The 13,579-nt window shown below is 36.6% G+C and carries 13 protein-coding genes; 6 read left to right on the plus strand and 7 right to left on the minus strand.

Annotated elements, in window-relative coordinates; all coding sequences use genetic code 11:
• The first annotated feature begins 55 nt into the window (after positions 1 to 55).
• Complete coding sequence (locus tag IEV35_RS11640) at positions 56 to 442, plus strand: hypothetical protein (RefSeq protein WP_188384826.1); 387 nt, start codon at positions 56 to 58, stop codon at positions 440 to 442.
• Positions 443 to 491: 49 nt separating this feature from the next.
• Here IEV35_RS11640 and IEV35_RS11645 read toward each other — a convergent pair whose 3' ends face one another.
• Both IEV35_RS11645 and IEV35_RS11650 read right to left on the minus strand, forming a co-directional pair.
• A complete protein-coding gene (locus tag IEV35_RS11645) occupies positions 492 to 1,181 on the minus strand; it encodes an LrgB family protein (RefSeq protein ID WP_188384827.1) in 690 nt (229 codons plus the stop codon).
• Positions 1,174 to 1,545, minus strand: a complete 372-nt coding sequence (locus IEV35_RS11650) for a CidA/LrgA family protein (RefSeq protein ID WP_188384828.1) — start codon at positions 1,543 to 1,545, stop codon at positions 1,174 to 1,176. The genes IEV35_RS11645 and IEV35_RS11650 overlap by 8 nt, the downstream gene beginning before the upstream one ends.
• A 649-nt stretch (positions 1,546 to 2,194) precedes the next feature.
• Between IEV35_RS11650 and IEV35_RS11655 the strand changes: the two genes are divergently transcribed.
• Positions 2,195 to 3,028, plus strand: a complete 834-nt coding sequence (locus IEV35_RS11655) for a DUF6574 domain-containing protein (RefSeq protein ID WP_188384829.1) — start codon at positions 2,195 to 2,197, stop codon at positions 3,026 to 3,028.
• A 114-nt stretch (positions 3,029 to 3,142) separates the two neighbouring features.
• On the opposite strand, the gene IEV35_RS11660 is transcribed toward IEV35_RS11655, so the two are convergent.
• The 4 genes from IEV35_RS11660 to IEV35_RS11675 all read right to left on the minus strand — a co-directional run bounded on the left by IEV35_RS11660 (position 3,143) and on the right by IEV35_RS11675 (position 6,266).
• Positions 3,143 to 4,096, minus strand: a complete 954-nt coding sequence (locus IEV35_RS11660) for a 2-hydroxyacid dehydrogenase family protein (protein WP_188384830.1) — start codon at positions 4,094 to 4,096, stop codon at positions 3,143 to 3,145.
• A gap of 199 nt (positions 4,097 to 4,295) precedes the next feature.
• Positions 4,296 to 4,625: a hypothetical protein gene (locus IEV35_RS11665; RefSeq protein WP_188384831.1), complete on the minus strand. Its 330-nt coding sequence runs from the start codon at positions 4,623 to 4,625 to the stop codon at positions 4,296 to 4,298.
• A gap of 85 nt (positions 4,626 to 4,710) precedes the next feature.
• Complete coding sequence (locus IEV35_RS11670) at positions 4,711 to 5,262, minus strand: transposase (protein ID WP_308419785.1); 552 nt, start codon at positions 5,260 to 5,262, stop codon at positions 4,711 to 4,713.
• Between the two features lie 269 nt (positions 5,263 to 5,531).
• Positions 5,532 to 6,266, minus strand: coding sequence for a YkgJ family cysteine cluster protein (locus tag IEV35_RS11675; protein WP_188384832.1), 735 nt, complete (start codon positions 6,264 to 6,266; stop codon positions 5,532 to 5,534).
• A 495-nt stretch (positions 6,267 to 6,761) separates the two neighbouring features.
• Here IEV35_RS11675 and IEV35_RS11680 point away from each other — a divergent pair, with 495 nt between their 5' ends.
• The 4 genes from IEV35_RS11680 to IEV35_RS11695 all read left to right on the plus strand — a co-directional run bounded on the left by IEV35_RS11680 (position 6,762) and on the right by IEV35_RS11695 (position 11,672).
• Positions 6,762 to 7,919 (plus strand): saccharopine dehydrogenase family protein, encoded by a 1,158-nt coding sequence (locus IEV35_RS11680; protein WP_188384833.1) that lies wholly within the window; start codon positions 6,762 to 6,764, stop codon positions 7,917 to 7,919.
• 64 nt (positions 7,920 to 7,983) lie between these two features.
• Positions 7,984 to 9,495, plus strand: a complete 1,512-nt coding sequence (locus IEV35_RS11685; RefSeq protein WP_188384834.1) for a Na+/H+ antiporter NhaC family protein — start codon at positions 7,984 to 7,986, stop codon at positions 9,493 to 9,495.
• A 227-nt stretch (positions 9,496 to 9,722) separates the two neighbouring features.
• Entirely contained in the window at positions 9,723 to 11,243 is a 1,521-nt protein-coding gene (gene adh, locus IEV35_RS11690) for an aldehyde dehydrogenase (RefSeq protein WP_188384835.1), read from the plus strand.
• Positions 11,244 to 11,321: 78 nt separating this feature from the next.
• Positions 11,322 to 11,672: a DUF779 domain-containing protein gene (locus tag IEV35_RS11695; RefSeq protein ID WP_188384836.1), complete on the plus strand. Its 351-nt coding sequence runs from the start codon at positions 11,322 to 11,324 to the stop codon at positions 11,670 to 11,672.
• 93 nt (positions 11,673 to 11,765) lie between these two features.
• Here IEV35_RS11695 and IEV35_RS11700 read toward each other — a convergent pair whose 3' ends face one another.
• A complete protein-coding gene (locus IEV35_RS11700) occupies positions 11,766 to 13,187 on the minus strand; it encodes a carbon starvation CstA family protein (protein WP_188384837.1) in 1,422 nt (473 codons plus the stop codon).
• Positions 13,188 to 13,579: the final 392 nt, after the last annotated feature.

Consider the following 13,579-nt stretch of genomic DNA (forward strand, 5'->3'; position numbering starts at 1 on the left):
AAACAAAATGATATACTTTAATGGAGTAGGAAAATAATATGTGGAGGAATTGCCAATGAAAAAACTAGCAAGGATTGCGGAGTGTCTATTAGGACTAATTTTTCTCGGAGCTGGTTTGAATGGTTACTTTGTTCTTTTTGGATTAGAGCCATTTGCGCCAACAAGTCCTCAAGCAACAGAATTTCTTGGTGATGGGTATTTATTAGTTATGGAAAAAGGCATAGAAATATTAGCTGGCATTCTATTAATTATTCGAAAGTTTGTACCACTAGTTTTAATTGTTCTTGCTAGCTTAATAGTAAATATTGTTGCATTTCATCTCTTTGTTGATTCCGAACTGCTGATACTTGCCCTTTTGCTTCTAGTTTTAGAAGGTTTTTTAGTTTGGTATTACCGGAGCATTTATGTAGGCTTACTTCAAAGTAAACCACAAGGACTGTAAAAGAAAGCCACGTATTGCACCATATTAGAGGCAAGACGTGGCTTTATCTTTAATATAGTCCACCAACAAGAATTGGTGTTAGTATGGACACAATAATGGCACTTAATACCATGGCAACCGTACTTACAGCCCCAGCTTGTTGACTATGTTCCATTGCAGTTGATGTACCAATTGCGTGAGAAGCACTACCTAACCCTACACCTTTGGCAACACTTTTATGAATACGAAATATCCGAAATACGATTGGCCCAAGAACCGCTCCCCCTATCCCAGCTATCATTACAAATACAGCAGCCAGTGGTGGAACACCTCCTAATGATTCGGCAATATTCATTGCAACTGGCGTTGTGACAGACTTTGGTACAAGGGAATAAACAATAAACTCATCGACATTCATCCATTTTGCTAACAAAAGTCCACTTACTACTCCGATTAGTGCGCCAATGAATACACCAGAAAATATGGGAAGGAAGTATTTTTTCAATAGCTTCCTTTGTAAGTAAAGTGGATAGGCTAAGGCTACGACAGAAGGACCGAGCAATTCATTCACCCATTTACCTCCAATCATAAATGTTTCATACGTAATACCAAAAAGTAATAAAATGCTAACTAATACAACCGTAGCGATCAATATTGGAATCGTGAAAGGAGAAGGGAATTTATTATTTAACCATCTTCCTATGAGATAAGCGATAACAATTCCCAAAATACCGATCACACCGATGACGATATTATTCATGTTCCCTCTCCCTCCCTTTCATTAAATACTGGCTCGTAAATCCGGAACTTAATTTTACAAGTATTGTACTTAGTAAAACGATGATAACAAGCAAAATTCCTTTACCATGAAATAAGCTGAAATAATCCATTATCCCAACCGTTACCGGTATAAAAACTAGTGGTAAATGTTTAATTAATTGTTCTGTCCCTTCTTTGATCCAATTTACTTTAACGATACCTGTAAGGAGTAGTAGGAACAGTAACAATAGACCAATTACACTACCAGGGACAAATAAATGGAGCGCTTCCTGAATCCACGTTCCTATTCGAAAGATGATGTATAAAAAAGCAATGTGAATGATTACGACTAATATTCTTATCATGTAATTTCTTCTCCAAGTCATTACGTGGGTATATACAAAACTTAGGCCCACTTTCTATCAGAAAACAAGCTTCCTAATTTGACCATTAAAAAAATTGCAGATCTATAGATTCATAGAACTACAATTGTTTGCACGTCATTTTATAGGAAATCTCCATGAATGCATGTTCTCTAAGGTTGTTTTCACTAACTAATAGTATCAAAATAGTAGGTTTAAAACAATAGGTTCTGAGTTTAGTAATTTCAATTAGGAATAGAAGTGCAAAGGTATGTGGGGTATTGACTCATATACTTTTTATGCTAGTTTCTTTTTGGAATGTTAATGAGGAGCTCCCTCATATACTTTTTAACCTATTTTCTTTTTGAACTGTTGATGAGAGGCACGCTCATATACTTTTAAACAAATTTTATTCGATAATATTAATGAAGGTCCTCGTTAAGGTAGTCAGTAATATGAATTTTTGAAAAGTTTTATTTTTCAGTCTAAGAAACTTTGTTATAATTGTTTTGTAAGAAAAAATTACTACGACAAAAGGAGGAAAGTAAAGCCAGCCTAATAAGTCATAATAGGTGACTTATTATGGAGTGATACATATTTTTTTACAGAAGCACTACTAGATAATTTAGGGTTAAAAGAGAGGAGAACCATTATGCAAACTTGTACAAACTGTGGCCACAATCAAAACACAGGAAAGTTTTGTGAAGAATGTGGTGGATTACTACAAGATCAGCAAACAGCAGCTTCCGCAACATCTGAAGTTCATTCTATGGATGCAAATCATGTAAATACACCAGAAACACAAACGGCTGCGACTACTGTTAATCAAACTCAAACAAATGATACGGTGGAAAAAGTAAAAACAGGATTATCTCAATATTGGAATTATATCGTTCATCATATTAAAAATCCGTCTAATTCATTTCAATCTACCGAGAACAATTTGCTTAATAGTATTGTAACTTTAGTTCTCTATGCTGTTACGTTTTCATTAAGTATTTATCTATTAGCAAATTCTGTTTACAAATCGATTACTAGTTTCTTTTCTGTCAGTGAATCGCTTCCATTCTTTGGAATGAATTTCCGATTTATACTGGGTGCATTTATTATTATTGCGATTACGTTCGGAAGTGCGCTGGCTGTAACGAAACTAGCTAAACATCAAGATAATTTCAAAACACTACTTTCCCAATATGGTGGACTAGTTGTTCCATTTTTAGCATTAAATATTATTGCTTTATTTGGTGGATTAATTGGTTCTGCCACATTAACATTAGTGCCTTTAGTTGCTTCGAATACATTTATGGTTTCCATTGTGCCAGCAATATTTGTTTATGAGAAGTCGAGTCAAGTAGATACAAAAGGGTTGAAAGTGTACCATAGTTTCTTAACCGTACTAATCATTGCAATTATTAGTTATATTATTAGTGATTTTGCATTATCTAATCTATTTGAAGAAATTAGCGAAATAATGTATTACTTATAAAATGAACGAAGGTAGGGTAACTGCGATCGTGATATCGCTCCCCTACCTTTTCATTTATCATTTATTCGACATTCTTCGAGCTTTTTCGGGAGGTGTCAGACACCCATTTTTATCTTACCAAACTGGTGTTAGTGCGCCTTTGTTATCTAATACATTGATGACGTTTTTGGCAGCGAGTGTTGCCATTGCATCTCTTGTTTCGATCGTAGCATTTCCGATATGTGGAGTAAGGACAACATTTTGTAATTGTTTTAAGTCACCAGTAATTTCTGGTTCAAATTCATAAACATCTAATGCTGCTCCTGCTATATCTCCTTCTTTTAGTGCTTCCACAAGATCTGCTTCTTTCACTACTGGTCCTCTTGCTAAATTTAAGAAGAATGCTTCTTTTTTCATCTTAGCAAATACGTCTTTAGTAAATAAGTGATGAGTGTCTTTATTGTAGGCTGTATGTACACTAATAACATCACATGTTTCTACTAGCTCTTCAAACGTTACATATGTAGCATTATATTTTTCTTCAATTGCAGCATCTTTTTGGGAACGTCCAGTATAATATATGTCCATATCAAAAGCTTTTGCTCGTTTTGCTACAGATTGTCCAATATTCCCGAAACCAACAATTCCTAATTTCTTATTCGTTAATTCTCTTCCTAAGAAGAACAATGGTGCCCATCCATTAAATCCTGTTGTACGACATAATGTGTCTCCTTCTGGAATACGTCGTGCAAGGGCTAACATTAAACCAAGGGTAAGTTCTGCAGTAGCTTCTGTTGAAACTCCTGGTGTGTTCGAAACGGGGATGTTTCTTTCTTTTGCGGCTTGAATATCAATATTGTCAAATCCAGCCCCAAAGTTAGCAATCACTTTTAAGTTAGGAGCTGATTCAATCACTTTTCTCGTTACTTTCGTGGAAAGTGGACAGATTAGTGCATCTGCATGACGAACTCCTTCAATAAGCTCATCCTCTGTAATTAACTTCTCACCAGGAAACACATGCACTTCATGCCCAGAAAGAATATCATTACCAATCTTCGGTATTTCCCCAGAAATAAAAATAGTTGCCACATCAATCAAATCCTTTCCTGATAATGGTGTCTGACACCACCCGAATTTTGTCGAATGCATAGCTAAATTATATCATATGTTTACATTAGTTTAATGATTAGGAACACAAACAAAAAGATCGCTTTAGTATTCGAACTAAAGCGATCTCTTTATTTAGTAATTTATTTTCTTCCCGTGCATTTCGTGGTACGTAGGAAGGTCATCCAAAGTACACTCTGACACTCCCCTCCTTTTCAGCAGTTTCTAAGCAATTTTTTATAAACCGAAAGATTTGTTTTTCATCCCAATGTTTAAATTCATCCTCTGATTCACAAGCATTATTTTTATTACTTTGCTTGAACTCTCGCCAACTTTTTCTTATTTCCTCTAATGTATATGTCGTCTCGGTTCCATTTCCACTAACCCCTGCATAATAATCATAAGCATCCAATAAGCCATATAAAATAAGAGCATTATAGTTTCCCATACTAAATCTAGCATAGGCTATTTCTTCCCCACCTCTATTAAATCCTAAAATATCATGTCCCATTTTAGCTCCTCCTCTACTAACTCGGGTTCTTAATACGTCAATTTATACATATAAATGTTTTCTACCTCTATTAACTATTTAGATTTTACGAACTTTTACTTTCCTTTCTCTCTTGTTCTAACTGAATATACTCACCGTATTTTTTCCGTTTATTGTGGTCACTTCCAGGGAAGTAAGCTAATACTTCGTCAAGTACTAGCAACTCATGTCTTATTGGATTTACATAATATTGATAACTACTCCAAGGATAATGTTCAGGCTTATTCACTAGATTCGCTCTTACTGGATTTAAATGAATATAACTACTTACTTGCAGCATGCCACTACCAGGTTCAATTATCTCTCCATAAAATCTATTTTCAAATACATGTCCAGTTAGATCATATTTTTTGTTATAGTAGTCAGCATAGCGCTTGTTAATTAATGCCATAATCTTAGAAATAGAATGGTTCTTAGAACGCAATTGGAGGTGGTAGTGGTTATTCATGAGGCAGTATGAGGCAAGTTCAAACGGGGTTTTCTCATTTACTTTTTCAAGTAAATATAAAAATGCTTGAAAATCTCCTTTTTCTAGAAAAAGTGCTCCACGGCGATTTCCTCTCGAAACAATATGGTAGAATGCGTGGGACGACCACATTCTATTCTTTCTAGCAATTCTATACTCCTCCTTTCCCTATAATTATCAATAAAATAGAATATCTACTCTTGAAAGTCAAAAGTGTAAAATCGAATTGTCGGATATAAAGGGAACGATGAAATCTACCTATCTATTAGTAAAATATCGTTTCACATACACTTCTTCTATTTAAAAATAAAAAGTAATAAAAAAACTACTTAATGGATTAATTAAGTAGTTTCATTCGACAAAATCCGAGCTTTTTCGGGAGGTGTCAGACACCTTATCTTTTATTTTGCGGTTGGTTTCATCCATTCGATTAGATAGTTTTCTTTGTATAGGTCGTCTGGGTAGTGAATGAATCCGGTGTCTCCTTCTTCATATAGGAATTGTAGGAACTCATTGAGTGCCCCCATGTACTGAGCATACAAAAATTCAAAGCTAATGGTTTCTTTTGGCATAAGGTTCGTTTCACAAATAGTGGGGTTTGTAAAATTCATGTATGTCCGACAAGGTATCGGTCGAATCTCATATGCCATACATTTATTTGTTTTCGTATCTAGTAGTGGACATGGTGTGAGTGTTTTACGATATTTCATTTTGAAATCTGGATCATTTTTAAAGTCTAGGGTGAGAACTTCTTCTATTTGTTGTTTATATGTTTCATAGTATTGTCTCAAATGTTCTTGAATGCTACTTCTTCTTTCATCCGGTAAATTCTGAATAGCTTGGTTCATTAGTTTTGCTTCCATTTCATTAACAATGATCGGAAAGTAACAACAAAACGAACATCCCATTCGGCATGTTGAGGTTAGACCAACATGGTCTTCCATATTTGAAATTTCGGTACTAACAACTTTTAATAATTCTTGAAAACTAGCAACTAGTTTATCATCAACAGACACTTCTTCCTCTGCCCATCGTTCAACAATAGTATAAAACTTCTCTTCATCTATTTCATATTCATTCATTAATTGATTACATTTTGCTTGAATCTCTTCAACAGTTAAATATTGATTGCTCATTCCAATTCTCCTAGTACAATATTGTTCTATTGTTAACTATTTTCCCCCAATTGTAAAGGGTGTCTGACACCTCCCGGAATTTGTCGAATGGTGTATTTTCTTCTATATCCAGTTGACAGCTAATCTCTGTATTGATAATATTAAAATATTAAAAATATTATAATAATAATCAAATTACTAACACTGTCAAATCTAACTGACTTTACTGATGAGGTAAAGCATTCCTTAGATATGAGCCAGTTTACCACCTACGAGATAAAATTCTTATCCTTAGTGTGATAGCTGGCTTTTTTTGTTTTCTATTTGTGAATCAACCTTCAAGTAGCTACATTTCTTAATTAAATCTACTTGAAGTTCTAATGATATAGCTTCTTGTGGCCATTGGGTTCACTTCGTTAACAGCGGCTACAAAGCTATTTCTTCATAGAGGAGGTGAAATTCAAATCATATCAACATGTTAACCTAGTTTTTCATACACAAAAAGGAGGAATTTTAATGAGAATTTTTGTCCTAGGTGCTGGACTAATGGGAAAAGAAGTAACCCGTGATTTAATTAGAAATCCAAATGTGGAACAAGTCGTAGTAGGTGACCTCGATATATCTAGGGCCGAACAAGTTTGTATGCAGCTACAGGACAATCGACTACAAGCTGTCTACATGGACACTGCTGATGAAAGCAATTTTATTAATTTTATTAAAGATTTTGATGTTGTTATTAATGCTACTGTTTATACGTTAAACAAAGCTGTGGCAAAAATGGCCATACAAGCAGGAGTTCATGGTGTTGATTTAGGCGGGAATGTAAACGATCTTGCTAAAGAAATTCTTGCCCTTGATCAGGAAGCGAAGCAAAATGGCACAACCTACATTACCGAACTTGGTGTTGCACCTGGTTTAACCAATATTCTCGTTGGACATGGTGCAAAAACTTTTGATGAATTACAATCCATTCACCTCCGTGTTGGTGGAATCCCTAAGGAGCCAGAACCTCCTTTAGAGTACAATCAAGTGTATTCGATGGACGGAATTATCTATCAATACGAAGGAAAATCTACCATCTACCGGAATGGACAGCAGCAAGAAATCCCTACATTATCCGAAGTGGAAGATATTTACTTTGAACGATTTGGTCCATTAGAAGCTTTTCATACAGCAGGTGGTACTTCTACATTGCCTTATACGTTTCCTACTATTAAAAATTTAGATTATAAAACGATTCGCTATCCAGGCCATGCGAAGAAAATAAAATTACTCTCTGAATTACATTTGCTACGTGATGATTATTATGTAGAACTAGATGGACAAATGATTCGACCACGAGATGTGCTGGCAAAAGTACTAGAACCAATTTTAGATCTAGGGGATAAAGAAGATGTCGTTTTAGTCCGCGTTATTCTAGAGGGAATAGTTGCTGGAGAAACTGTATCTCGAGAATATGAATTACTAGCAGAATTTGATCGTGAACATAAAGTTACTGCGATGGCTCGTGCGACTGCTTACAGTATATCCGTCGTTGCCCAAATGATTGGCAGTGGCCTCATCCATCAAAAAGGCGTATTTGCACCAGAACAAATTGTTCCAGGTGACGTGCATATAGATGAAATGGCTAAACGAGGAGTTCATATTAAAGAGAAAAGTTTAATAAATAATTAATACGAATCTCCACTACGCATATTTGTAAGCGATTACAAAATAAATAAAAATAGGAGGAATTGATATGGAAGCAACTTGGTGGTCCATTATTCCACCACTCCTTGCCATTGGATTTGCGATTGCTACACGTGAAGTATTGCTTTCTCTTTTCATTGGGATTGTCAGTGGTTGTCTTATTCTAGCTGGTTTTTCTTTAACATCTGGATTACCTGATACATTTCAAACGATTTTTGCTTCAGCAGCAGATCCTGAATGGAATACACCTATTTTAGCCTTTGCTCTTCTCTTAGGTGGATTAACTGCTCTTTTGCAAAAGTCAGGAGCTACAGAACGGTTTGGATTATGGGCACTTTCCAAAGTAAAATCTCGTCGCGGTGCCCAGTTAGTTACGATGTTCACTGGATATGCTATTTTTGTAGATGACTATTTTAATAGTTTAGCAGTTGGTCAAATTGCTCGCCCAATTACAGATAAGTATGGAGTGTCACGGGCGAAACTTGCCTATATTATAGACTCCACTGCGGCACCAATCTGTGTGCTTATCCCGCTTTCAAGTTGGGGAGCATATATACTTTCGTTAATTGCCGAACCGATTCAAACATATGGAGTTGGGACAGATGCATTTTCTGCATTTTTAGCAACGATTCCTGCCAATTATTATGCGATTACGGCTTTATTACTCGTTATTACGATTATTTGGTTTAAAATGGATTTCTCGGTTATGAAAAAACATGAAGTAAAGGCTCAAGAATCCATGCAAGCAGAAGCTGCGGCAACTACGATGGAAGAACGACCAAAAATTCCATTTAGTAGTGCATTAGACTTATTACTTCCAATTTTAACGATGATTCTTGCTACTTTGCTATTCTTCTTAAACTCAGGCGGGTTATTTGAAGGTGGAGTTGGACTAATGGATGCTGCTGGTAATGGAAATATTACCACTTCCCTCGTATACGGGGTTGTCTTATCCATTGTCGTTGCTGGTTTACTATACTTACCACGTAAAAAAATGAAGGCAAAGGAATTTATCTCCACGATTACAAAAGGGATGGAAAGTATGCTAGGTGGAGTGCTGATTTTAATTTTTGCATGGTCACTTGGTGATATTATTGGTCGACTGGAAACAGGAGAGTTCCTAGCTTCTTTTGTTCAAGATAGTATCCCGTTTTGGATTATTCCAGCAATTATCTTTGTTCTATCTGGATTAATGGCCTTTGCGACAGGGACATCTTGGGGAACATTTGCCATAATGATACCTATTAGTGCAGCTATCATTGGTTCTACCCAACCAGAATGGTTATTGGCTGCAATCGGTGCTGTTTTAGCTGGTGCAGTATTTGGAGACCATAGTTCACCGATTTCAGATACGACGATTCTTTCTTCTTTAGGGGCCGATTGTGATTTAATGGATCATGTAACGACACAAATCCCATATGCCATCGTTGCTGCGGTTGCTTCCATTGTAGGATACATCGCATTTGGTATTACATCTTCTGTATGGCTAGGTCTTGGTGTATCCATCCTTGCCCTTATCGGTATCCTATTCTTTATAAATAAACGAACAGCGAGTAGTTGACGTAAGATTACTTTCGAATAATTAGAAAAGGCGATTCCAAAAAACGGAGTCGCCTTTTTCTTGTTTCGACAAAATTCGGGTGGTGTCAGACACCTATTAGAAGAGTCATCCAGTAGAAGAAAAATCCCTTTCAAATAAAGTAATATTTACCCATTTATTGGAATACCCATCTTAATAGAGGCTCATCCAGATTCTTCATCATCAATCTTTAGGAGGGGGAATGAGAAATGAAGTATGCAAATCCAAATACGGAAGGAGCTCTTGTTCATTTTAAAGAGCGCTATGATAACTTTATCGGAGGTGAATATCGACCACCGGTAAATGGTGAGTATTTCAAAAATGTAAGCCCTGTCACAGGTCAACCATTCTGTGAAGTAGCCCGTTCTACAAAGGAGGATGTGGAAGCAGCAATTGATGCTGCTCACGAAGCGAAAGAAGCTTGGGGAAAAACCTCTGTTGCTGAACGAGCAAACATCCTGAACAAAATCGCTGATCGAATAGAAGAAAATTTAGAAATGCTTGCTGTTGCAGAAACTTGGGATAATGGAAAAGCGGTACGTGAGACCCTTGCAGCTGACTTACCACTAGCAATTGACCATTTCCGCTATTTTGCAGGAGCTATTCGGGCACAAGAAGGTGGCATTAGTCAAATTGACAACGATACGGTAGCTTACCATTTTCGTGAGCCACTAGGTGTTGTAGGACAAATTATTCCGTGGAACTTTCCACTATTAATGGCGACATGGAAACTAGCGCCAGCATTAGCAGCTGGAAACTGTGTCGTTCTTAAGCCTGCAGAGCAAACACCTGCCTCTATCCATGTATTGATGGAATTAATTCATGATCTATTACCACCTGGTGTTGTAAATATCGTAAATGGATTTGGGTTAGAAGCTGGTAAGCCACTAGCTCAAAACAGCCGTATTGCAAAAATTGCGTTCACTGGTGAAACAACGACTGGCCGATTAATTATGCAATATGCATCTGAAAACTTAATCCCAGTTACATTAGAATTAGGTGGAAAATCACCAAATATTTTCTTTGAAGATGTAATGGATCAAGATGATGCTTTCTTGGATAAAGCAGTAGAAGGACTTGTTATGTTTGCATTAAACCAAGGGGAAGTATGTACATGTCCATCTCGAGCATTAATTCATGAGTCAATTTATGATCGCTTTATGGAACGTGCGATTGAACGAGTAAATCAAATTAAAATCGGTCATCCGCTTGATACGGAAACAATGATGGGTGCCCAAGCATCAACCGAACAAATGGAAAAAATCATCTCCTACCTTGATATCGGAAAACAAGAAGGTGCCGAGGTACTTGTTGGTGGTACTGTGAATAAGCTAGAAGGTGAACTTGCAGAAGGCTATTATGTAAAACCAACGATTTTTAAGGGAAATAATAAAATGCGCATTTTCCAAGAGGAAATTTTCGGACCTGTTCTTTCTGTAACTACATTTAAGGATAAAGATGAAGCACTAAACATTGCCAATGATACACTTTACGGATTAGGTGCTGGTGTATGGACTCGTGATATTACGACAGCATATCGTTTTGGCCGCAACATTGAAGCTGGTCGCGTATGGACGAACTGCTATCACCAATATCCTGCACATGCTGCATTTGGTGGTTACAAGAAGTCTGGTATCGGACGAGAGAACCATCAAATGATGCTAGATCATTACCAAAACACGAAGAACTTATTAGTGAGCTATAGTGAAGGCCCAGCGGGATTATTCTAATCTTGTGAGTGTATTTTGGATATAGATAACGCCCTCTTTGCATAGTTATAGGATAAAAAAGTGAAAGAGGTGTGTAACATGGTTGAGCGTGTAATTGCTACCGAGGAAACGTTGAAGTTACTAGAACAATTAAAAAAGGTTCATGGAGACTTAATGTTTCATCAATCTGGTGGCTGCTGTGACGGGAGTTCTCCTATGTGCTACCCGCGAGGAGAGTTTCGTGTAGGGGAATCGGATATTTTGTTAGGAGAAATTGGCGATACACCATTTTATATGGCAAAAGACCAATATGAATATTGGAAACATACCCAGCTCATCATCGATGTTGTTGAAGGTAGAGGCGGCATGTTTTCTGTAGAAGGTCCCACTGGCAAACGATTCCTAACAAGATCCAGAGTATTCACCGAAGATAATGCTGATGGTGTCTGACACCCGTCGATTTTTGTCGAACGGAAGAATAGGAAAAAACCCGTACTCATGAACGTGAATACGGGTTTTTGCTTTTTCGTAGCAATTCTTTCTCTATAAATCTACTTTTAGCTTATTTGCTTTATTTTTCTTCGCATGTTTAAAGAAGAATATAGTAAGGATGATTGTTAAGATAATTCCTACTACGAAGGAAATATTTAAATCTAAGTTAAAGCCAATTTTAGCATTTAATATATAGACAAATACCATATATGTCATAAATAATGCTGGTGCTAATGAGACTAGATAATTTTTTCCTTTAACGAATAAATACATCGTCGCAATCCAAAGCGCAATGACGGCTGTCGCTTGGTTTGCCCATGAGAAATATCTCCACAATATATTAAAGTCAATTTTAGTTAACGCATAGGCAATAACAAATAGCGGAATTGCAATTGCTAGTCGATTAAATACTTTAGCTTGTCCAATATTTAAATAATCCGCAATAATTGACCTTGCTGCACGAAATGCTGTATCTCCAGACGTAATCGGTAAGATTATTGCACCCATAACCGCGATTGTACCTGCTACAGCACCAAGTAGTGTAATGGCAATTTCATTTACTGCTGCAGATGCTGTCCCTGTTGCAATTACTTCACTTAACGTTTTTCCATCAAATAAACTCATTGCCGCCGCTGCCCAAATCATCGCAATAATCGCTTCAGCAATCATCATGCCGTAAAAAATATAACGGCCTTGTGATTCTTTTTGTGTTGTTCTAGAGATGATTGGTGATTGTGTCGCATGGAATCCAGATAAAGCACCACAAGTAATCGTAAAGAATAAGATTGGGAAAATAGGTAAGTTATCTGGATGAATATTTTGTAATGATAATTCCGGAATCTTATAATCAGAAAATAGTAATGCTACACCAATTGCTGCTGTTCCAAATAAAAGCACAGCACCAAATATCGGATAAACTCTACCAATTATTTTATCAATTGGTAGAATTGTAGATAAGAAGAAATAAAGAAAAATCGCGCTTAAAATGATACCAAAGGCTACTTTACCATCTAATAAGATATCAATTAATGATGCTGGCGTCGTAATAAATACTGTCCCTACTAAAACTAGTAATAATAACGCAAACACATTCACGATATGTCGTGAAAATTTCCCTAAAAATCGCCCAGCAAGTTCTGGAATATGTGCCCCTTTATTTCGAATCGAAATCATTCCTGTTAAATAATCATGAACTGCCCCTGCAAAAATCGATCCAACTACAATCCAAATAAACGCGACTGGCCCAAATAATGCCCCCATAATTGGTCCGAATATTGGTCCAGTACCAGCAATATTCAAGAGTTGAATCATTGCATTCTTTTGTTTGTTCATTGGAAGATAGTCCACCCCGTCATTGTTTGCATATGCTGGAGTTTCCCTATCATCTGTTGGTCCAAATATCCTTTCAATAAATTTACCATACGTGAAGTAGGCAATTACTAATAGAATAATAGATATTAGAAATGTTATCACAGTAGTCTCCCCCTTGTTGCAATGAAATCGCTTACATCCCTATTATAACGGAACTGATATTTTCAGCAAGTAGAATAACTTTCCCAGTTTTACATTAATTGGTGAAAGGGATGGGGTCTGTTGCTGGTGGAGTTATGTTTGGTTGAATAATGTGGGATTTTAGTTGATTACTTTATAATATGGTTGATTGACTTGGATTTTGGTTGATTAACCTTGCAATTTGGGTGATTTGAACCGAATATGGTTGATTAGCCTGCAGTTTGGGTGATTCGAACCGAATACGGTTGATTAACATTGCCGTTTGGTTGATTCATAGTAGATTCTGGTTGATTAGCCTTGCAATTTGGGTGATTCGAACCGAATACGGTTTATTAGCCTGCTGTTTGGTTGAT

It is taken from the genome of Ornithinibacillus halotolerans, from assembly GCF_014637405.1.
In the GTDB taxonomy this organism is placed as follows: Bacteria; Bacillota; Bacilli; order Bacillales; family Amphibacillaceae; genus Ornithinibacillus; species Ornithinibacillus halotolerans.